We start from the raw sequence: 23,219 nt of genomic DNA, 5'->3' as shown, positions 1-23,219 counted from the left end.
GCCGACGCCGGACAAAACGACAAATAGATCGCAGGCACCGTTTCGCGCTCACCCATTACGACAAACGAACAACGATTACGCGCTCACTTATTAATGACGAACCTCGCCATCAGTGTCGAATTCGGTGTCCAAAGCAATCCGGAAGTCCGCAGGATGCTCATGGCCTGTTATGGAGCGCGGCCGCTAGGGTGAATCCGTCGGCCGTCGATGAATTGCGGTTGTTGTGGCAGTCAACAGTTCTTAACCGTGAAAATTGTAGATATCGCATGTTCTTAATCGTGAAAACTGTAGAAATCTATGTTTCTTAATCGTGAAAATTGCTAAAAAACACGTTTCTTAACAGTGAAAACTGTAATATGGGCAGATATACGTGCAGTCGAACCGCTGTGGAGGTGCTGTACGCTTGGATTCCGACAAACATATGAGAGCAGGCGGCAATGGACTTCAAACGTAACGTGTATGACGAACTGCTTGCATGGCGAAACTCGCCTCATCGCAAACCCTTGCTGCTTCGTGGCGCGAGGCAGGTCGGCAAAACCCATATGCTGCGTGCTTTGGGCGCTCAGGAGTATCAGTCGCTTTCATATGTCACCTTGTTCAATCAGGACGCCAAAGAGGCGATGGAGCGGGTCAAATCGCCTTCCATGCTGCTCGACAACTTGGAGGCGTACACCGGTGTGCGCGCGGAACCCGGAAACACGCTGCTTGTTATCGATGAGGTTCAGGAAGTTCCCGCTTTGTACGAACAGATCAAAACGTTCAGCGAGACGTATCCGGACATGCATCTTGCTTTGGCGGGGTCGTATCTTGGATTGGCGATGCACAGTGGCGTGTCATTCCCCGTGGGCAATGTGGATATCGTCACTATGACTCCGATGACCTACGCCGAGTTCCTTCGTGCCGTTGGCGACGGTATATTGACGGACGCTCTCGAATCGCAGGACATCGAGACGCTGACGGCCCTCGCCTCTCGTTTGGAGCAACGGTTCCGCCAATATTGCGTGGTTGGCGGTATGCCGGCGGTCGTCGAAGGCTTTATCGAATCGGGATACGCGCAGGCACGGCGAATCCAAAACGTGCTGCTTTCGAATTACGACATGGATTTCTCGAAGCATCCGTCCAAAGGCGTGGATGTCGAACGTATCCGTCTGGTGTTTTCACAGGCCATTCCCTCGCATCTGGCGCAGGAGAACAATCATAAATTCATGTTCAGCCACATAGGCAAGGGGGCGCGTGCCTCGCAGTATGAGTCGGCTGTGCAGACGATCGTCGATTCCGGCCTTGCGCTGCGCGTGCACAAGGTGAAAGTGCCGCGTAAACCGTTGCGGTTGTATGAGGATCAGTCGTCGTTCAAGTTGTATATGCATGATGTGGGATTGCTGGGCGCCGCTCTTGCTGTAAGCCCGGCGGACATCGTCACTAACGATATGGGCTTGGTTGAATATAAAGGAGTGATGACGGAACAATTCGTCTGTCAGGAATTGGTGGCTGCCGGGTTCGCGCCGTCGTATTGGAGCAATGACAATTCCACCGCTGAAGTCGACTTCGTGTTCTCCAGCAGTCGCGGTGTGACTCCTTTGGAAGTGAAAGCCGGAGAAGGGCGTACCAAGCGTAGTTTGCAGGGGCTGTGCGCCGAGTATGGACTGCATGGGTGGCGCGCTTCCATGCGAGGGTACAAGGAGCAGGATTGGCTGACCAATATTCCTTTGTGGATGGTCGGTACGATGTTCCGTCCCTCCGGTGAGGAGGATTTCGCTCCTGATGCAGGCGCGGATTTGGGGGCGATCGAGGAACCGGCGAGAGCTGAGACACGCGGCGAGTAGGCGAATAAGAGAGTCGCCGTACAACGACTATCTGATGCGCCGATTATTTGGCGTCCATATGGCTGGTTGTGCGCGCAGGTTATGCGATGGCTAGTTGCCGGCGAGGCGGCGTTCTTCTTTGGCGTCGCGCCAGAAGGTGAGGCATACGAAGCCGAAGACGAAGGCGACGGGCAGCATATGCCGCTCGAAATTATTCGCCGGCGCGGTGACCATCACACCCATGAGCAGCAGCAGCGGGAAATGCGTGACCAGCGTGAGCCAGCGACGCCGAATCACCTCGACCGCGCCGATCAGCAGCGTGCACACCACATACAGATTGCCGTGCGTGAACCAGCCCAGCACGGGAATCGCGCCCCAATCCTTGGCGAACTGCGCCACCTGGTCGCGCCAATCATGGTTGTAGTACTTGATCCAGGTGGAGTTCTCCTGCACGTACGCGCTGTTCACGTAATAATCCATGGACACGTACGGCGAGGCGGCCACATCGAAGTATCCGTAGCATTTCGCGAGGAACGCGTCGAGCGCGATCACCGGATTGTCCAGCACGATCTCCAGCCACGCCTTATTGAATCCCTCCATATCCTCTTCGCTTACGGAACGCCACTTGTAGCTCACCTTCTTCGACTGGATGCCGGAGGATTTGACCGGGTCTGCGTCGTTCTGCGAGTAGGCTTCGGCCATTTGGTCGAGGTTGAACACGGGGGAGAGGTTGTCTTTCGCCTCCTGCGAGATGCCGTCCGGGTTGAGTTTGGCGACGCGCGCGATCTGCTGCAGTTGGATGCCGCGGCTTTCGATCGGATCGCCGCCGATGATTGCCCCCGCGTTGATGGCCATGGCGATGCCGCCGTGGATGATCACGGTGGGCAGCAGCAGCGCGGCCACATAGGTGGCCCAGCGCCGCCGGTCGGCGATGATGGCCAGCACGATCTGCACCGCGACGATATACCACGCGTATTTCGCGGCCACCAGCATCACGCAGGTGGAGAGGATGAACGCGACGATGGTGCGGCGCGGCAGATGCACGACGGCCCGCGCCCCCTCGCGCGCCGGCCGATGCGTGGCGCGCAGCTCATACCAGATGCCGAACCACCAGACGAATGCGAACGCGAACAGCGGCGACTTGGTCAGCGAAATCGTCGCGAACACAGGTAGGGGGCAGATCAGGAAGAACACGAGAATCGCGAAGCGTGCGGGCGCGTGGGCCGCGGCCGGGGAGAGCATCACGCGCATGCCGAGTTCGGGCCGGTCGAAGCGACGCGCCTCGAATCGCGCGCCCTGCTCGGGCCGTGCGTAGTCGATGGCGCAGCGTGGCGTGAACGGGAAGGTGCGGCGCGCGTTCAGCCATGGCATGTTGAGGAAGCGGTGCGCGGCGGCGGTGCAGCATCCCACGGCGAACAGCATCTGCCCCGCGGCGAGCGCGACAAGACCCGCGTCGTTCGAGCCGGTGACCGCGCGCGAGAAGGTGGCCACCGCGCCGTAGAGCAACGTGAGCACGATATTGTGCTGGTCGGTCAGATAGGTGGGGTTCTCCGGCCACATGTAGTGCGCGGTGGGGTAGATGTCCATCGGCACAAAGGAGAAGAAGCCGATATACGGCTGTTCCAGGCCTGTCCACTGGTTCCAAGCCCAGCTGAATTCGCGGATCTGCGAGCGCACGTCCGCGCCGAAGGCCGCGAGCAGGGTGGTGGGAACCCACAGCCAGCCGATGAACAGAATCAGTGCGATTTTCCAGCGCCGGTCGGTGGCGCGCATGATCCAGCGTGAGCAGGTGGCCGCGGCTCGGCGTGCGGTGCGTCCGAACGCGCTGTGCCGGAGCGTGGCGAGTTGTGCGGCGACGCGGGCGCGTGAGGATGCGGGGATGAGATGGCGCAGCCGTCGCGGGTGACGTCGGCCGTTGGGGTCGGCGGGGTCGGCTGTGATGCCGAATACCGGTTTGTGGGCGGACCATCGCGCGAGTGTGACGATGATGCCGAGCGTTACGGCGAAGGTGATGATGAAGTACAGTCCGTTCACCCAGGTGGCGTCCGCAATCGAGCCTTCCTGCCAGTACAGCGGGCCCACCGCGGTGCATAGCGACAGCCACAGGCAGGCCGCCACCGCCAGGGTCCAGCGTGCGATGCCGCCCACACGCGCGAGCATCGGGTGACGCGGGCCGCGCGCGCCGGCGATGCTGGCCGAGGCGGTGGCGCCGGATGGGGCGACTGCTTTGAGGCTGGGTTGTAAGGGCATAATGGTCGATTCTACCGTGGAAGGCTTGGTTTGGTGCGGGTCGTGCCGGAACATCCATATATCGGTACGTAAGCGGCATTTATAGCATTGTGACGCTTGAAAATAACGATATGGCGGCGGATATGGCTCTGAGGCGTTAAGGGGTGCCCCCGTGTAGGATGGCTTGCAGAGTGTTTCCGGATGCGTGCGGCGAAGCGCGCCTGAGAAGTGTGGAAGCAACCCGATGATGGGTTGGGATACAAAGGGGTATAGGAATGCCGTTCTTTAACAGAATCCGACAGGATGGTGGGCCCCGCGATGCGGCCGATGGATCCAAGTGCGCCGCGGAGGTTCCCGTGAAGAATTGTGTGAAGCGGCTGTGGGCGATCATCGCCTCGGCGGCGATGGTGCTGACCGTAGGCGTGGCGACCGGCACCGCGGCGGCTGTGGACGGAGATGACGGCATAAGCACCGCCGCGCTCTCGGACCACGCAATCGATACGGTCTCCCCGTCAGGTACCACCATCGACATGTTCGATTACTGGCTGACCTCCCGGGATGACAGCGATTCCAGCAATCCAAGCAATTTCGCAAGTGCCGGCATCAACCAGGACCATTACTTGAAGTTCACCAAAGACTCGTATGGCAAAACTCTTGACAGCATTAACGCCGGGACCGGCGACAGCGGTGGTCCGTTCGAAGGTATCGTCGAAAACCGATTGGGCAGCGATGGGTATCCCGTACTCAAATCAGGTTTGACATACAGTGATAGCGAAAAGACCTCTAGGCAGTCCCTCGCGTACCTGTTTGACGACTCTCGGGTTTCAGGCAAGGCCGCCTATACCGATGCCACCGGTCTGCTCTCGCTTACCGACAGCGGCTACTATTCGTATGACAGCACCCAGAACTTCGCTGCGTTTGACACGAACACCAAGAAGTTCACGGTGTATGAGGAGCCTGCGGTGACTTCCGATGATACCGTGGCGGATAAGCAGGATGGGCAGTTCTTCCCCTTTGATGCCGCCGACGAGGTGTTCACCGAGCATAACGGTAGTCTTGTGTCTAGGAACGTCACTTCGTCGGACAGCGGTTTGAACCATTATCTGGGCATGCATATGACGTCGTATTTCATGCAGCCTGAAAACGGTGAGACCAATGGCAATTCCATGGTGTTCAATTACGCCGGCGATGATGACGTGTGGGTGTACATCGACGGTGTGCTCGTGGGAGATGTGGGCGGTCTGCATGATCGGCTGACGCTGTCCATTGATTTCGAGTCAGGCGAGATTGAGATCCTCAATGGCGCAAGCTATGTGAGCGGCAATCCCCGGCCCTTCACTGGCACCTCTATCGCTCAGATGTTTCGGAATGCAGGGGCATACGATTCCAATGATTTCGATGGCAACACGTTCCGTGAGGGTACCTACCACACGCTCGAGTTCTACTATCTGGAACGCGGCAACGGCAACTCGAATATGGAACTCGAGTTCAACCTCGCTTCCATTCCCCAAAGCGAGATCGTCAAGGTCGATCAGAACGCCGAAAGCGTTTCTGGTGCCACCTTCGCGCTTTATGACGCGACCCAAAACGCTGACGGCACCTATACTTATGATCCCAAAGATCTTGTTGCAACTTCCACCACCGGCCTCAACGGTGAAGTCATATTCGAGGACACGCAGAACCGTCCCATTAATTTCGGTGCACGGGCGGTGGATAAGCATATGGATTATGTGCTTGTGGAAACCAGTGTTCCGGACGGATATAGAAAAATCAATGACGCGTATCTAACGTATACACAATACGATTCTGCGACTTCCTCCGGTGTGTTGGAATGCCAGAATCAATGGGAAACAGGCGTGCATTCCGGCACCAAGGCGATGATCACCGCGCCGCTCACATTAGAGGGTGCCAATGGTCAGAATTATTCGATGGACGATGGCGGGGAGATTTTCGACGTCATCTTTGCTCGTACTAAGAATATCGGGCAAAGTCCCGATTTGTCGGAGGCTGGCGACGGTTGGAAGGCCGTGCTTGGCAATCAGACGGATGGTTGGACGCTGTCCGAAGGCGAGATTACTGGAATCGAGAGCATTGCGGCACTGCCGGATGCGAGCAAGCATACATTCTCGCTTGACGCCAACGGCAAGTACTCCGTCAATCTGGATGAGATGCCAGGATCCCTCAGTGAGTATGTCACACGAGCCGGCGCGAATATAGACAACGCAAGATACTCGGTGGGCTACTACTACAAGCCGGCCGGTGCGAGCAGCGTGCCCGTTCGTTTAGATGCCAGCGCCTTTACGATGGCGTTCTCCACCCGACTGTATGTGACCGATATGCGGAACCGTTTCGCGGTGCAAAAGGACGATGGTCGGGGCAATTACCTCGAAGGAGCCACCTTCTCGCTGTATCGTGCCGATGATACGCGTGTGAACAACGATGGCGACCGCGTTCCCAATGTCGGTGCCGGTGCGGTGCTGATGAACACCACGAAAAACCTCACTAAAGAGGCGGATGGCATCGACCTTCAAGGCGGTGCTCTGTTCCAGATGGGAGATATATCCCTGAAAGAAGGAACCTACTACCTATTCGAAACCGAAGCTCCGGCGGGGTATGAGAAGAACGACGCCGCGGTGATGGTCATCGTCGACGCGAACGGTGTGCATGTTGACGCCGGCGGCGCAGATGACGGCGTCTCCACCACCGTGGGCGTCGGCCGTGTCGCCAAGTCGATGCTGGGGTATGCCTCCAACAAGGATATCGACAAGACCTTGACGGATATCATCGCCACCAAGAAGACGGGTGAGCTGTCTGCCGAAGGCAATCTGACATGGTCCAGCAATGATGAGAGCCCCACAGTGCAGCTGACCTATGGCACCGGTGTCGCGACTGCGGAATACGGCGTGACTCCCGGGCAAACCACAACCAGCGGCCCTGAATTCACAAGCGAAACAGGTTGGACCTGGTTTGGGGTGACACAGAACAACACCGCGTCCGCATCCGCGGGAGTGGGCGCCAAAACGGATTTGGAAGACGACGATCTCACCGCGCTGTTCTCCGGCAGCATGCTCGTGCAGGTGAGCGGCGAGCGCTTGCCCAGCCTCGAAGTCACCAAGACGGTGAAGGCGTCCGACCAGTCCTACACTCCGAATAAGGACACCTCGTTTGAGTTCCAGTTCACGTTGCCTGACTCCGCTGACAGTGACAAAAAGTACGACGCCGCCGTGTACAACGCGGCAGGCGAACTGCAGGGCGATGTCTTCCGCATCGGCAATGGAGACACGCATTCCATCAAGAACGGCGACACCATCCGCATCTACGGACTGGCCGATGGCGCAGAGTATACCGTCGCCGAGCTGACCGAAGGCGATAACGCTCCCAAAGGATACACGCTGACCAGCCGACTGGTCGGTGGCGCTGAATATGGGCAGGGCACTCCCGGCGATTCCATCAGCGGCAAAGTCGCCCTGACCACCGACGGTGTGGTGTCATCCACCAACCAGCTTGAGTTCGTGAACACCTACGCGGCCACTCCGGCCATGCTTGGTGGCGATGGAGCGGTGAAGATCAATGCCACCATAAGCTTGGCAAACCGCCTGATGGCCGACGGCGAATTCAAGTTCACCGTGGAGAACCTGAAGGATGAGAACGCCGACACCAAGGTGGTGGCCACCGGTACCAACGACGCGGACGGCAATGTGAGCTTCAGCGGCATCAAATACACCACCGAAAAGCTGGAAGCGGACCGCGTGAACGGTCTCGCCACCCTCACCAAGGCGGATGACGGCAGCTATGCCTACGAGTACCAGTACCTCGTCTCCGAAGGCGGCGGGTCTCCGGAAGACGGTGTGAGCGGTGTGGTCACCGAACTCGCCGTCACGGTCGCCGTGAGGGATGACGGCGCAGGCAACCTCGCCGTCGAGGTGGGGTATCCGGAAGGTTCCGGCGGCACACTGTCGTTCTCCAGCGTGTATGGGGCGGAAGCCGCGGCCGACCTCGCAGTCGGTGGCATGACGGTGCTTGAGCTCGACGATCCGAGTCTGGCGCTCACGCTGGGCGACATCGCCGGCAAACACACCTTCACGCTCTCCGGATCCGACGGCGCGCCCATGCCCGCCGAAACGACGGCCAAAAGTGATGCTGCCGGCAACGTGAGCTTCGGCATCGTCACCTACACGATGGAGAACGTCTTCGGCGATACCGGCAGCTCGGCGAGCGAAAGCGCCGACGCCGAGGCCGACGACGAGGGCGATGATGGGATTGACGCCGCCAGCGCCCAGCGCACCAAGACCTTTGTCTACACGGTGAACGAGTCCGGCGAGGTGGCGGGCGTGACCAACGACGCCGCCGAGAAGACTTTCGCCGTCACGGTGGCGGACAACGGCGACGGCACGATCAGCGTGGCCTCCGATCCGGCCCAAGGCGCGAAGTTCACCTTCACCAACACCTATGGTGTGGATGAGCAGTCCAGCGCCATCACCGATCAGATCGCGGTGAACGCGACGCTGGATGGCCGTGATCTGACCGAAGGCGAGTTCGTCTTCGAACTCGTCGAGGGTACGGGCGATGACGCGAAGGTTGTGGCCACCGGCACGAACGCGGCCGACGGCACGGTGACCTTCGATGCGATCGCCTACACCAAGGCCGGCGAGCGCAACTACGTCATTCGCGAGGCCGCAGGCGATGCGGACGGCGTGACCTACGACGCCACCACCTATCAGGTGCGCACCAGCGTCACGGACGCGAAGGACGGCACTCTGAAAGTGACCCACACGCTGGTCGGTGCCGAGCTGGCGACGTTCGCGAACGTCTACACGGCGCCGGAAGCGCCTGAGCCTGAGCCTGAGCCTGAGCCTGAGCCGTCTGAACCGTCTGAGCCGTCTGAACCGGCGAATCCGTCTGGCCCGTCCGAGTCGTCCAAGCCGTCCGAGTCATCTAAGCCGGCGAACCCCATCTCGAAGACGGGTTCCAGCGTGGCGCTGATCGGATTGGCGGCGATGCTGCTACTCGCCGTGGGCGGTGTGTTCCTCGCGGTTCGCAAGCGGCGTTAGTGACGACTGCGACGACGGGCTCAGGCGCGGACGATGCCGTGCCCGAGCCCTGACCATCCATCAGCTGGAGCGAGCCATCATCGCGCTGAAGGATGAGCGACGGGTCAGCGGCGCATCAGGCCCGCGGCGAATGCGGCGGCGACGCTTGCCTTGATGGCATCGCCGACGATGAAGCCCATGGAGGCGAGCGCGACGGCGAGGGGATCCACGTCGGTGAGTAGCGACTGCACGCCGATGCCGAAGGCGTAGACCACCACGACGCAGCCGATCACAGCGGCGAGCAGGTAGCGGCCGGCGGTGAGGATGGCCGAAAGCGGCGAGTCGGTGCGGGCCTGGCCGCGCAGCAGCGCGGTGATGATTACGCCCGGCAGGAATCCGATGAGGAAGCCAGCGCTCGGGCCGACCAGCGCCATCGTGGAGGCGCCGCCCGCGAACACGGGTAGGCCGAGCGCGCCGGCGGTCAGATAGGTGGCCACGGCGGCGCCGGCCTGCCGCCACGGCAGCATCAGGCCGGCGAGCATGACCACGAAGGTCTGCAGGGTGATCGGCACCGGCGTGCCGGGGACGGGAACCTCGCCGGCGGCGGTGGCCATCCACAGCAGCGCGGCGAACAGCGCGGGCTTCCAAGCGGCGGCGAGGCCGCGGCGGGCGAATGCGAACAGTGCGGCGAAGCGGGCTGAAGTCAGATGCATGATGATGTCTTCTCCTTGGGGTTTGGGGGATTTTTCCTTGAGATCCTTGGATTTCTTTTGGGTTCTTTGGATGCGGTCGATTGATATCGGACGATGCCGAAACGAGCGTTCCCCTCGCCCGCAATCCTAAGGAGTTCGCCTTACGGTGACGTTTGTGGAACCCCACAAAACAATTTCATGCGTTTTGTGTGATTCGGATGTTCCATAGCGTGCGAAATCCGAGGATGATTTGACGTTATGGCTCAAATTGTCAAAAAACTTTTGGTCGCGAACCGCGGCGAGATCGCGCTGCGCGTGGTGCGCACCGCCAAGGAGATGGGCATCTCCACCGTGGCCGTCTACGCCGAACAGGACCGCGACAGCCAGTATGTGGACATGGCCGACGAGGCGTACCTGCTCTCCGGCGACACCTACAAAGACACCTACCTCAACGAGGACCTGCTCATCGACATCCTGGCACGCACCGGCGCGGACGCCGTGCACCCGGGCTACGGGTTCCTCTCCGAAACCCCCAGCTTCGCCTCCAAAGTGACCGCCGCGGGCGCGGTCTGGGTTGGTCCGCGCAGCAGCGCCCTGACTGAACTGGGTGACAAAATCACCGCCCGTCGCGTGGCCGTGCGCGCCAAAGTGCCGCCCGTGCCGGGCATCTCCGACGCCGTGCGCGACATCCGCGCGCTGCTCGACTTCGCCCATACGCACGGCTATCCGATCATGATGAAACGCACCGACGGCGGCGGCGGGCACGGCATCACCGTCGTGCGTTCGGACGAGGAGCTGCGCCGCTTCTTCATGAACCACGATGCGCTGCAGGGCGGCGACCTCGACAGCTACTTCATCGAGAAATTCGTGGACCAGGCCCGCCATGTCGAAACGCAGGCCGGCCGCGACTCCCACGGCAACTTCACCGTCTACTCCACGCGCGACTGCTCGCTGCAGCGACGCAACCAGAAACTCGTCGAAGAGGCCCCCGCGCCCTTCCTGCCCGAGGATGTGACGGCCACGCTCAAAGAATACTCGCGCCGCCTGTTCGAAACGGTCGGCTATGTGGGCCTAGGCACCTGCGAGTTCATGGTCACGCCCAACGGCAAGGTGTACTTCCTCGAAGTCAACCCGCGCCTGCAGGTCGAGCACACGGTCAGCGAAGAGGTGTGCGGACTCGACCTGGTGCGCGAACAGCTCACCATCGCCGCCGGCGGCGAAATCACCGACGCGCCCGAACCGCGCGGGCACAGCTTCGAACTGCGCATCACCAGCGAGGATCCGGCCACCAACCTGACCCCCGGCTCCGGCACGCTGGAGCGCATCGTCTGGCCCTCCGGCGCGGGCGTGCGCATCGACACCGGCGTGGTGGAAGGCGACACCGTCTCGCCGAAATTCGACTCCATGATGGGCAAGGTCATCGTCACCGCGCAGAACCGCGAGGCCGCCGTGGCCCGCGTGCGCCGCGTGCTCGACGAACTGGTGATCGAAGGCGTGCCCACGCCGATCTCCCTGTTCAAGGAGATCTTCCGCAACGATGAATTCACCGCCGAACACGGCCATGACTTCGACGTGAGCACCAAATGGCTCGAACGCACGTACCTCAACCGCGAACCCGACGCGGCCCGCTCCGGACAGCCTGCGTCGCTGGCCGCCGGCGGGGCGGGGGAGACGGCCTCCACGCCGACCGAAACCTTCGTGATCGAAGTGAACGATCGTCGCGTGAAACTCACCGTGCCACTCGACATCGTCGAGAACGTCACCGGCTCCGCACGCGCCCGCGGCAGCAAGCGCCCCACCCAGCCGCTGCGCGGACAGGGATTGCACAACGTGGCCGCGGCCGCCGAGCGACGCGACGACGGTGCGCGCTCCGGCGTGATCGCCTCGCCCATGCAGGCGGTCGTCACGCGCATCGCCGTGGCCGAAGGGCAGCGGGTGGGCAAGGGCGACCTGCTGGTGGTGCTCGAATCCATGAAGATGGAGAACTACGTGTACGCGCCCGCCGCCGGCGAAGTGACCAAGATCTTCGTCGGCCCGGCCGACGGCGTCGAAGCCGGCGACACCCTCGTCACATTGGACGTGACCGGAGGCGCGCAATCCGGCGCGGCGGACCAATCCGACCAATCCGACCAGTCAGACCATACCGAAGGAGGCGAGCGATGACCGACATCATGGATATGCCCGCCGTGCAGGGCGCGGTGGCGCAGGGCGACTCCCCGGCCGGTAGCGAAAGCCGGCCCGGCGCGGGTGAGCGGCAGCCGCTGCGCACGGCCGTCGTCAAAGCCGCCGAACTCGCGCGCGACGCCGAAGCCAACGCCCGCACACGCCAGCACGCCAAAAACAAGAAAACCGCGCGCGAACGCCTCGACCTGCTGTTCGACACCGGCTCCTTCGAGGAGATCGGCCGTTTCCAAGGCGGCGACATCAACGACGGCAAGGCCGGCGCGGCCGTCATCACCGGCTTCGGGCAGGTCTACGGGCGCAAAGTCGCCGTCTACGCGCAGGACTTCTCCGTGCGCGGCGGCACGCTCGGCACCGCGGAAGGCGAGAAGATCTGCCATCTCATGGATATGGCGCTCGACCTGCGCGTGCCCGTCGTGGCCCTGATCGACTCGGGCGGCGCGCGCATCCAGGAAGGCGTCGCCGCGCTCAACCAGTACGGACGCATCTTCAAGAAAACCTGCGAAGCCAGCGGATACATCCCCCAGATCTCGCTGATCCTCGGGCCTTGCGCGGGCGGTGCCGTCTACTGCCCGGCCCTGACCGACCTCATCATCATGACCCGCGAGAACTCGAATATGTTCGTCACCGGGCCCGACGTGGTCAAGGCCGCCACCGGAGAGACCATCTCCATGGCCGACCTCGGCGGCGGACTCGTGCACAACACCGTCTCCGGCGTGGCCCACTACCTCGGCGAGGACGAATCCGACGCCATCGACTACGCGCGCACCGTGCTCGCCTACCTGCCCGGCTGCGCCGACGAGAAACCGCCCGTCTACGCCTACGCCGCCACCCGCGCCGAACGCGACACCGCCAAACGCTTGGCCGGCATCGTGCCCGACAACGAACGCCAGCCCTACGACATGCTCGACGTGGTGCGCTGCATCACCGACTACGGCGAATTCGTGCAGGTGCAGGAGATGTTCGGCGCATCCGCGCTCGTCGGCTTCGCCTGCATCGAAGGCCGGCCGGTCGGCATCGTGGCGAACCAGCCCAACGTGCGCGCCGGCATCCTCGACGTGGACAGCTCCGAAAAAGTGGCCCGATTCGTGCGCCTGAGCGATGCGTTCAACCTGCCCGTCGTCACCCTCGTGGACGTGCCCGGCTACAAGCCCGGCTCCGACCAGGAGCATGCGGGCATCATCCGCCGCGGCGCGAAAGTCATCTACGCCTACGCCAACGCGCAGGTGCCCATGGTCACCGTGGTGCTGCGCAAGGCCTTCGGCGGCGCGTACATCGTCATGGGATCCAAAGCCATCGGCGCCGACATGAACTTCGCCTGGCCCAGCTCGCAGATCGCGGTGCTCGGCGCGGCCGGCGCGGTGAACATCATCCACCGCCACGACCTGGCCAAAGCGCGCGACCAAGGGCGCGACGTGGAGGCCCTGCGCGCCAAGTACATCGCCGAATACGAGGAGAGCACCGTCAACGCGAACCTCTCCCTCGAACTCGGCGCCATCGACGCGATGATCGACCCCGAACAGACGCGCGAGGCCATCGCTGAATCGCTGCGCACCCTCGCCAGCAAACGACGGCGCAAACGCACCACCAAACACCACGGAAATCAACCTTTATGACCCGCATCTTCCTGCAAGGAAGATTGCAGGTCATGGAGCGAGGCGGGCGAAGAGGAAGCCCAGTGGGCTTCCGCCCCGCCGGAGCCATCCGCATAACCAGACCCCATACGTAGACAACCGCACACAACTAGCAAGGACAAGCAATGACTGACACCTTCTTCCTTAGCCGTCTCGCCGCCGAGCCGCACGCGCTCGCCTTCGCCGGCCAATCCACGCCGTGGACCGCCGCGCTCGCCGACCTGGCGTCCGACCCCACGCTCGACGAGACGCTGCGCTACCACGCCGCCGCCGCGGACCGTCTGCTCGCTCCCGTGGCCGCCGACCTGCTCGCCACCACGGGCCGTCAGGTCGACCTATTCGGCTTCGCGTCCAACACCGCGCGTCTCGGCGCTGCCGCCGACGCCAGCGTTTCGGTCGAGGGCATCGCCCTGACCCAGCTGGGCGCGCTGGCCGACGCCGCCAACCTCGGCTACGACGTCGCCACCGCCCGCCCGGTGGCCGTGCTCGGACATTCGCAGGGCATCCTCGCCGTGCATATCGTCGACGCGATTCGTGCGGCCGGTTCGATCGCCGCCGCGCGTGACGAAATCGTCTCCATCCTCGCCATCGCCCGACTGATCGGCGTGGCCGGCACCCGTCAGGCCCGCGCGCTGGGACTGGCCGCCAAGCGCGGCGAAGCCACCCCGATGCTGTCGGTCAAGGGTGCGAACCGCGAACAGGCCGAAACGCTGATCGCCCGCGTGACCCGCGCCCGCGGCCCGATTTCCGTGGCCGTGGCCAACGCCGCCGACCACATGGTGCTTTCCGGCTACCCCGAAGACCTCGCCGCCTTCGCCGTCGAAGCCGAGAAGGAACACAAGCACCAGGCCAAGCTGCGCGACGAGAAGGTGCGCGGCGGCTCCGTGTTCGACCCCGTGCTCGAATACCTCGACGTGACCCTGCCGTTCCACTCGCCTCTGATGGCCGACGCCGTCGAACAGGCCGTCGCCTGGGCCGGTGCCGCCGGACTCGACGCCTCCCGCGCCCGCACCCTCGCCGAAGAGGTGCTCGTCAACCATGTGGATTGGGCCGGCCGCGTGCGCGCGCTGCTCGAATCCACCGACCCGGCCTCGCTGTGGATCGTGGACATGGGGCCGGGCGTCACGCTCGGCAAGCTCGTCTCCAACCTGGTGCAGGGCACCGGCGTGGGCGTGGTCGAAGCCGACACCATCGCCGCGCGCGCCGGCCTCGCCACACTGGACGGCGAACCCGAACGCACCCAGAACTGGCGCGATTTCGCCCCGCGTGTGCTCAGCACGCCCGCCGGCGATAAAATCCTCACCAAATTCTCCGAGCTGACCGGCAAGCCGCCGGTGCTGCTGCCCGGCATGACGCCCACCACCGTCGATCCCGAACTCGTCGCGGCCGCGGCGAACGCCGGCTATTGGGCCGAACTCGCTGGCGGCGGCCAGGTGACCGCCGAAGTGTTCGACCGCCATGTAACCCGTCTCGAGGAACTGCTCGAAGAGGGGCGCACGGTGGAATTCAACGCGATGTTCATGGACCGCTACCTGTGGAACCTGCAATTCGGCTCATCGCACATCGTCACCAAGAAGCGCGCCTCGGGCGCTCCGATCGACGGCGTGGTCGTCTCCGCCGGCATCCCCGAATTGGATGAGGCCGTGGAGCTCGTCAGGTCCCTGCAGGCGGACGGCCTGCCCTACGTGAGCTTCAAGCCCGGCACCGTCGACCAGATCCGCCAGGTGGTGCGCATCGCCAAGGCCGTGGTCCCCACCACCATCCTCGTGCAGGTCGAAGGCGGTTCCGCCGGCGGCCACCACAGCTGGGAGTCTCTCGACGACCTGCTCATCAACACCTACGCCGAAGTACGCGCCTGCGAGAATCTCGTGCTCGTGGCCGGCGGCGGCATCGGCACGCCGGAACGCGCCGCCGATTACATCTCCGGCCAGTGGGCCCGCGCCTACGATCTGCCCGACATGCCCGTGGACGGCGTGCTCGTCGGCACCGCCGTGATGACCGCCAAAGAGGCGCACACCAGCCCGCAGGTCAAGGAGCTGCTTGTCAACACGCCGGGCATCACCTCCTTCGAGAAGAACCCCGACCCGTTCGCGCCCCGCGGCGAACAGTGGGTGCCGGCCGGCGGTTCCGTCGGCGGTGTGGCCTCGGGCCTGAGCCATCTGCACGCCGACATCTACGAGGTGGAGAACGCCTCCGCCGCGTGCGGACGCCTGCTCGTGCACGTCATGAAGCATCCCGAAGAGCTGGAATCGCGCCGCGCTGAAATCATCGAAGCGCTGAACGCCACCGCCAAGCCGTATTTCGGCGACCTTGAGACCATGACCTATCTGGCGTGGGCGCGCCGCTTCGCCGAACTGTCGTTCCCGTGGGCCGACGAGACCTACGCCGACCGCTTCCTGCACCTGCTGCAGCGCATCGAAGCCCGCGTGAGCGCGCAGGACAGCGGCGAATTCGCCTCGCTGTTCGCCTCGCGCGCCGACGTGGAGTCCGACCCCACCGCCGCCATCGAACGTCTCGCCGCCGCCTATCCGCAGGCCGGCGACATCACCGTGACCGCCGCCGATGTGGCCTGGTTCCCGGTGCTCGTGCGCGAATACCCCAAGCCCATGCCCTTCGTGCCGGTTATCGACAACGACCTGCTGCGTTGGTGGGGTCAGGACCAGCTGTGGCAGTCCGAGGATCCGCGCTACTCCGCCGACTCCGTGCGCATCATCCCCGGCCCGATTGCCGTGGCCGGTATCACCACCAAAGACGAGCCCGTCGCCGATATTCTCGGCCGGTTCGAGACGGCCGCGCTGGAACGCGTGCGCGCCGCCTATGGTGAGGCCGCGCCGGCCGAATCCGAGCTGGGGGCCGCCGCAAGCGTCGAAGAGTTCATCCGCAAGGCCCCGAACATCTCCTGGGTGGGCCACCTGACCTCCAACCCCGCCTTCGGCACCGAAGCGGGCGACGAGCATTACGAGATTCGCGCCGTCGACGCGGCGGCCGGTGAATACGACCTCGACATCCACCTCGACACCTTCTGGGACGGCGATCCGGACGGCGGCGCATCCAAGCACGCCGTGCGCGACATCGTCATCCCCTTAACCGTGCGCTCCACCGAAACCGGCCTGCTGCCGGTCGTCAACCGCGACCGCCTCGTCGGTCACGTGTACAGCATGCTCGCCGCCACCGCCGGCATCGGCAACATCGCCATCACCGGCGACAAGCTCGAAGCCATGCCTGTGATTGAAGGGGTGGGTGCCGACGCGCCATTTGGAGTCGCGCACGCCTCTTACACCCTTTCTGCCAACCTCGGCTTCGACCATGAGGCCGCCACCGCCGGCACCCTGCCGGGACTCGTCACCTCCCGCATCGCCCCCGACGCGCTGGTCGGTCCCGCCTGGCCGGCGATCTACGCGGCGCTCGGCTCCGTGTACGTCAAGGGCTATCCGGTGATCGAAGGCCTGCTCAACGCGGTGCACCTCGACCACCTCATCGAACTCGAGGTGAGCGAAGACGAACTGCTGGAGCATGTGGGCGAAACCATCGCGCTGACCTCCTGGGCCGAGGACTACTTCGAATCCGCCTCCGGACGCGTCGTCACCATCCACGTGACCCACACCTCCTCCGACGGCACCGTGCTCGCGCGCGAAACCGAACGCTTCGCCATCCGCGGCCGCGTCTTCTCCGACGCGCTGCCGAGTGATGCAACTGAGTATGGCGATGCGCTGCGTCATATGAATGGGCGTGACGCTTCGCAACAGTTGGGTCAAGAGGATGGCTCCGTCGCCGGACAGTCCACTGGACTGTCCGACTCCTCGCGCGGCGTGCAGGTCGAAGGCACGCCGCGACGTATGCTGCGCCGCGTCAAGGTGAAGGCACCGCACGAGATGACCGCGTTCGCGCGCACCTCGGGCGACTTCAACCCGATCCACACCTCCGTGCGCGGCTCGCGCATCTCCGGCCTCGTGGCCCCGCTCGTGCACGGTATGTGGCTTTCCGCCACCGCCCAGCATGTGGCCCAGGCCGTGGATGAGAAGGGCGCGCACTATGAAATCGCCGGCTGGACCTACAACATGTACGGCATGGTCCAGCTCGATGACGAAGTGGAGATCAGCGTCGAACGCGTCGGCAAGGTGCGCCACGGCGGCCTCGCCCTCGAGGTGACCTGCCGCATCGACGGACAGCTCGTCTCGCGAGCCACCGCCATCGCCCGCGCCCCCAAGTCCGCCTTCGTCTACCCCGGACAGGGCATCCAGTCGCAGGGCATGGTGCTTGACGAACGCGCCAAGTCCCCGGCCGCACGCGACGTGTGGGAGCGTGCCGACCAGCTCACCCGCACCCGTCTCGGATTCTCGATCCTCGGCCTCGTGCGCGACAATCCCAAGGAACTGACCGCCAACGGCGTCACCTACCGTCACCCCGAAGGCCTGCTCAACCTCACCCAGTTCACGCAGGTGGCGCTCGCCACCGTGGCCTTCGCCCAGACCGCGCGTCTGCGCGAAGCCGGCGCCGACATCTGGCCCGCCTACTTCGCCGGCCACTCGCTGGGCGAATACAACGCGCTGAGCTCCTTCGCCGATGTGATTCCGCTGGAGACCGTGCTGGAACTCGTGTTCCACCGCGGCTCCACCATGCACCACCTCATCGAACGCGACGCGCAGGGCCGCTCCAACTACCGCATGGGTGCGCTGCGACCCAACCAGTTCGGTGTGGACGACGCGCACGTCAAGGAATACGTCGCCTCCGTGGCCGAATCCAGCGGCGAATTCCTCGAGATCGTGAACTACAACCTCGCCGGACAGCAGTACGCGGTGGCGGGCACCATCGCCGGACTCAAGGCGCTGCAGGCCGACTCCGCGCGCCGCGTGGCCGAATACGGTGGCAAGAAGGCGTTCATGCTGGTGCCCGGCATCGACGTGCCGTTCCACTCCACACTGCTGCGCAAGGGCGTGCCGGAATTCCGCGACAAGCTCGACGCGCTGCTGCCGGCCCATATCGACTACCGCGGCCGCCTCGAGGGGCGTTATATTCCGAACCTCGTGGCCGCGCCGTTCGAGATGACCCGCGAATTCGCCGCGAAGATCCTCGAAGTCGTGCCCTCCGAGCGCATCCAGGCCGCGCTGGCCGACCCGGCCGTGTGGGACTCCTACGCCGCCGACGACCAGAAGCTCGGCCGTTTGCTGCTCACCGAACTGCTCTCCTGGCAGTTCGCCTCCCCGGTGCGCTGGATCGAAACCCAGGCGCTGCTGTTCGGCGACGAGACGCAGGGCGGACTGGGCGTCGAGGAATACGTCGAGGTCGGCCTCGGCAACTCGCCGACGCTCGCCAACCTCGCCTCCAAGACGCTGGGGCTGCCCGAATTCGCAGGCCGTGACGTTGCCGTGTACAACGTGGGTCGCGACGAGGGCCGCGTGTACATGACCGACACCGATTCGCTGGCCGCCGAGGTGGATGATGAGGTCGAGGAGGTCGCTCCGGTTGAGACTTCAGCTTCGGCTGCTGAGGCCCCGACTTCTGCGGCTACCGCCGCTCCGGCTCCGCTGGTTTCGGCCGCCCCTGAGACTGCCGCTCCAGCCGTTGCGGTCGATCAGACCTCTGGCGCTGTCTCCGGTTCGGCTGTTGCTGATCTCCCCTTCAAGGCCTCCGACGCCATCGCCACGCTGCTGGCCTACTCGGCCAAGGTGCGCCCCGACCAGATCGGCGGCAACGACACCACCGACACCCTGACCAACGGCGTCTCCAGCCGCCGCAACCAGCTGCTTATGGACATCAGCTCCGAGCTGGGCGTGGCCAGCGTCGACGGTGCCGCCGAAGCGAGCATCGACGCGCTGAGCGCGCTGGTCAACAAGGTGGCCCCCAACTACAAGGCCTTCGGACCGGTGCTCAGCGACATCGTGCGCGACCGCGTCCGCGGACTCTTCGGCGCGGCCGGCGTGAAGCTGGCCGGCGTGGAGCAGCGCGTCACCGACACCTGGCAGTTGGGCGCGGGCTGGGCCTCCCATGTGGTCGCCGCCCTGGTGCTCGAAACCCGCGAGGGCGCGAGCTCGCGCGGCGGGGAACTGGCCGGTCTGCCCACCTCGGGCGTGTCCAGCGCCTCCGCTGCGAACGAGCTGATCGACGCGGCCGTGCAGAAAGTCGCCGCCGCCAACGGCGTGAACGTGGCCCTGCCGAGCGCTTCCGGCGCGGCGGGCGGCGCCGTGGTCGACTCCGCGGCCCTGAACGCCTTCGCCGAACAGGTCACCGGCCCCAACGGCGTGCTCGCCTCCACCGCCCGCTTCATTCTGGGCGAGCTCGGCGTGAGCGCTCCCGTGGCCGAAACCGAGGACGACGAGAACGCCGCCGTGGTGGCCGCCGTCGAAGCCGAGCTCGGCTCCGACTGGCCCAAGCAGGTCGAACCCCGTTTCGACGCCAACAAGGCCATCCTCTTCGACGACCGTTGGGCCTCCGCCCGCGAGGACCTCGCCCGCGCGTTCTACAACAACGACGCCTCCGCGCTGTCCGGCAGCTTCGCCGGACTCGGCAAGGCCATCGTCGACGAAGCCAAGTGGTTCGCCGGCAAGGCGCAGTCCGCTGATAATCGCGAGCTGGCCGACGCCTTCGATCGCGTGGCCAACGAGGCGCTTGCCCCGCTGCGCTCCGCCGAGGGCCCGCAGACGCGGTTCTCCGGCGACATCGCCGTGGTCACCGGCGTGGCCCCGAACTCGATCGCCGCGCAGGTGGTCGTTGGACTGCTGGCCGGCGGCGCGACCGTCATCGCCACCTCGCACAGCTTCAAGCCGAGCGTCAAGGCGTGGGCCAAGCAGGCCTACCGCGAGCACGCCACCGGCGAGGCCAAGCTGTGGCTCGTGCCCGCGAACCTCTCGAGCTACCGGGATGTGGACGCCCTCGTAAGCTGGGTGGGCAACGTGCAGAAGAAGACCTCCGGCGCGACCACCACCATCCTCAAGGAAGCCTACGAGCCGAGCCTGTTCTTCCCGTTCGCGGCCCCGCCGGTGCGCGGCACCCTGGCCGATTCGGGCGAACTGTTCGAATCGCAGGCGCGTCTGATGCTGTGGGGCGTGGAACGCGCGATCGCCGGATTCTCGGCCATCGGCGCCGATATCAACGTGCAGCACAAGCTGCATGTGATCCTGCCCGGCTCCCCGAACCGCGGCATCTTCGGCGGCGACGGCGCGTACGGCGAGGTCAAGAGCGCGTTCGACGCGATCGTCAACCGTGCCCGCGCCGAAAAGGTGTGGAGCGACCGCGTGACCTTCGCTCACCCGCGTATCGGTTGGGTGCGCGGCACCGGACTTATGGGCGGCAACGACCCGCTGGTCGAGGTGGTGGAGCGTCACGGCCTGAAGACCTACTCCACCGAGGAGATCTCGGTGAAGCTGCTCGACCTGGCCTCCCGCGAATCCCGCGAACAGGCGGTAATCGCCCCGCTCGACGCCGACCTGACCGGCGGACTGGGCGGCGAGCCGATCGACATCAAGGCGCTGCGCGCCGAAGCGATGGCGGACGCGGCAGCGAAGGAGCAAGAACAGTCGGATAAGGCTGGCTCCGTCGTTGGACAGTCCACTGGACTGTCCGCCTTCTCGCGTGGGCAGCTGATCAAGGCGCTGCCCACCCCGCACACTCCGACCCAACCGAAGGTCGACCTGGCCGACTGGCAGGGTGTGACCGCGCGTCCCGAGGATCAGATCGTCATCGTCTCCGTGGGCGAGCTGGGACCGTGGGGCTCCGGCCGCACGCGCTTCGAAGCGGAACTCGGCATCCACTCCGACGGCACGGTCGACCTGTCCGCGGGAGCGGTGCTGGAACTCGCGTGGAATATGGGCCTGCTCTCCTGGCAGGATTCGCCCACTCCCGGCTGGTACGACGCCGACGGCACCCTCGTGCCCGAAGAGGACATCCACGAGCGCTACCATGACGAGGTCGTGGCGCGCTCCGGCATCCGCCCCTTCGAGGAGGGCATGGGCGCTGACTACAAGGATGGTGCCGACGAGGAGGAGGCCGAGGTCCTCCTCGACCACGACATCACCTTCTCCGTGCCCACCGAGGCCATCGCCAAGGAATACGCCAAGCTGGACGAGGCGCACACCACCATCGCCCCGGACGCGGAATCCGGCGAATGGAGCGTGACCCGCCACGCCGGTTCGATGATCCGCGTGCCGCGCCGCGCCACCATGACCCGCACGGTCGGCGGCCAGTTCCCGACCGGATTCGACCCGGTCAAGTGGGGCATCCCCGCCTCCATGGTCGGTGCAGTGGATCCGATCGCGCTGTGGAACATCGTCACCACCGTGGACGCCTACCTCTCCGCGGGCTTCGCGCCCACCGAGGTGCTGCAGGCCGTGCACCCGTCGATGGTCGCCAGCACGCAGGGCACCGGTTTCGGCGGCATGCACTCCATGCGTAAGCTCTACCTCGACCGGTTCCTCAACCATGAGATTCCGACCGACATCCTGCAGGAGGCCCTGCCGAACGTCGTGGCCGCGCATGTGATGCAAAGCTACATCGGCGGCTACGGCAACATGATCCAGCCGGTCTCCGCCTGCGCCACCGCCGCGGTTTCGCTGGAGGAGGGCTTCGACAAGATCGCCCTCGGCAAGGCCGACTTCGTGGTCACCGGCGCGATCGACGACATCGGCGTGGAATCCGTAATCGGCTTCGGCAACATGAACGCCACCGCCAACTCCGCCGAAATGTACGGCAAGGGCATCGACGCGCGCTTCTTCTCGCGTGCGAACGACCGTCGCCGCGGCGGCTTCCTGGAATCCCAGGGCGGCGGCACCGTGCTGCTCACACGCGGCGACATCGCCCTGAAGATGGGTCTGCCGGTGGCCGGTGTGGTCGGATACATCCACTCCTTCGCGGACGGCGCGCACACCTCCATCCCGGCTCCGGGACTGGGCGCTCTGGCCGCGGGCCTTGGCGGACGCGACTCCAAGCTGGCGCGCGACCTGGCCAAGCTCGGCGTCACCCCGGACGACATCGCCGTGGTATCCAAGCACGACACCTCCACCAATGCGAACGATCCGAACGAATCCGAGCTGCACAACACGCTCGCCCACGCCATCGGGCGCACGGAAGGCAACCCGCTGTTCGTCATCTCGCAGAAGACGCTCACGGGCCATGCGAAGGGCGGTGCCTGCATCTTCCAGGTCAACGGCCTGACCCAGCTGTTCGGTTCCGGCGTGGTTCCGGCCAACGCGGCGCTCGACTGCGTCGATCCGAAGCTGGAACGCGACGACCATATGGTGTGGGTCACCAAGCCGCTCAACATCGGTGCCGCCGGCCCGGTCAAGGCCGGTCTGGCGACCTCCCTCGGCTTCGGACACGTGAGCGGTTTCGCCGCGATCGTGAACCCGGGCGCCTTCGAGGCCGCCGTGGCCAACACCGCCGGCCTTGAGGCCCTGAACGAGTGGCGCGGGCGTGCGAACGCGCGTCTCGCCGCCGGCCAGCGCCGTCTCGAGGAAGGCATGATGGGGCACGCCGCGCTTTACGAGGCGATCGACAACCGTCGCTTCCGCGAGAACGGTCGCGGCTACGATGCGCACGAAGTGGAGAAGGCCATGCTGCTGAATCCCGACGCTCGTTTGGGCGAGAGCGGCTATTTCGAGGCCTGATTGGTAGGTTGCTGACAACGATTTAACCATCAGCGAGTTTCGGCTCCCGATT

7 protein-coding genes are annotated in these 23,219 nt (G+C 64.5%); 5 read left to right on the top strand and 2 right to left on the bottom strand.

The annotated features are described in order from the left end of the window. Positions 1-437: 437 nt before the first annotated feature. On the top strand, positions 438-1,823 hold the full coding sequence (locus AC1AV0_RS09835; protein ID WP_476573534.1) for an ATP-binding protein: 1,386 nt from the start codon (positions 438-440) through the stop codon (positions 1,821-1,823). A gap of 90 nt (positions 1,824-1,913) precedes the next feature. Here the strand turns inward: AC1AV0_RS09835 and AC1AV0_RS09830 are convergent, their stop codons facing one another. Next, the gene (locus AC1AV0_RS09830; protein ID WP_476573532.1) at positions 1,914-4,052 is read right to left on the bottom strand and encodes a DUF6020 family protein; all 2,139 of its coding nucleotides are present in this window, start codon (positions 4,050-4,052) and stop codon (positions 1,914-1,916) included. A gap of 335 nt (positions 4,053-4,387) precedes the next feature. Here AC1AV0_RS09830 and AC1AV0_RS09825 point away from each other — a divergent pair, with 335 nt between their 5' ends. Next, the gene (locus AC1AV0_RS09825; protein ID WP_476573530.1) at positions 4,388-9,082 is read left to right on the top strand and encodes a Spy0128 family protein; all 4,695 of its coding nucleotides are present in this window, start codon (positions 4,388-4,390) and stop codon (positions 9,080-9,082) included. Between the two features lie 104 nt (positions 9,083-9,186). Here AC1AV0_RS09825 and AC1AV0_RS09820 read toward each other — a convergent pair whose 3' ends face one another. Continuing rightward, positions 9,187-9,774: a biotin transporter BioY gene (locus tag AC1AV0_RS09820; protein ID WP_476573528.1), complete on the bottom strand. Its 588-nt coding sequence runs from the start codon at positions 9,772-9,774 to the stop codon at positions 9,187-9,189. Positions 9,775-10,011: 237 nt separating this feature from the next. Between AC1AV0_RS09820 and AC1AV0_RS09815 the strand changes: the two genes are divergently transcribed. The 3 genes from AC1AV0_RS09815 (at position 10,012) to AC1AV0_RS09805 (ending at position 23,167) form a co-directional block, all read left to right on the top strand. Beyond that, the gene (locus AC1AV0_RS09815) at positions 10,012-11,916 is read left to right on the top strand and encodes an acetyl/propionyl/methylcrotonyl-CoA carboxylase subunit alpha (protein ID WP_476573526.1); all 1,905 of its coding nucleotides are present in this window, start codon (positions 10,012-10,014) and stop codon (positions 11,914-11,916) included. After that, the gene (locus AC1AV0_RS09810; protein WP_476573524.1) at positions 11,913-13,550 is read left to right on the top strand and encodes an acyl-CoA carboxylase subunit beta; all 1,638 of its coding nucleotides are present in this window, start codon (positions 11,913-11,915) and stop codon (positions 13,548-13,550) included. The genes AC1AV0_RS09815 and AC1AV0_RS09810 overlap by 4 nt, the downstream gene beginning before the upstream one ends. Before the next feature lie 143 nt (positions 13,551-13,693). After that, positions 13,694-23,167 carry a fatty acid synthase subunit beta domain-containing protein gene (locus AC1AV0_RS09805; RefSeq protein WP_476573522.1) on the top strand — a complete coding sequence of 3,158 codons (9,474 nt, stop codon included), beginning with the start codon at positions 13,694-13,696 and terminating at the stop codon, positions 23,165-23,167. Positions 23,168-23,219: the final 52 nt, after the last annotated feature.

The sequence above is a fragment of the Bifidobacterium sp. LH_558 genome, from assembly GCF_056356295.1.
This window is presented reverse-complemented; position numbering and strand designations above follow the sequence as displayed.

What these genes read in the sequence shown, in the direction of transcription:
- AC1AV0_RS09835 (WP_476573534.1), top strand. Translation starts at nt 438, where the DNA reads ATGGACTTCAAACGTAACGTGTATGACGAACTGCTTGCATGGCGAAAC.
- AC1AV0_RS09830 (WP_476573532.1), bottom strand. Translation starts at nt 4,052, where the DNA reads ATGCCCTTACAACCCAGCCTCAAAGCAGTCGCCCCATCCGGCGCCACC.
- AC1AV0_RS09820 (WP_476573528.1), bottom strand. Translation starts at nt 9,774, where the DNA reads ATGCATCTGACTTCAGCCCGCTTCGCCGCACTGTTCGCATTCGCCCGC.
- AC1AV0_RS09815 (WP_476573526.1), top strand. Translation starts at nt 10,012, where the DNA reads ATGGCTCAAATTGTCAAAAAACTTTTGGTCGCGAACCGCGGCGAGATC.
- AC1AV0_RS09810 (WP_476573524.1), top strand. Translation starts at nt 11,913, where the DNA reads ATGACCGACATCATGGATATGCCCGCCGTGCAGGGCGCGGTGGCGCAG.
- AC1AV0_RS09805 (WP_476573522.1), top strand. Translation starts at nt 13,694, where the DNA reads ATGACTGACACCTTCTTCCTTAGCCGTCTCGCCGCCGAGCCGCACGCG.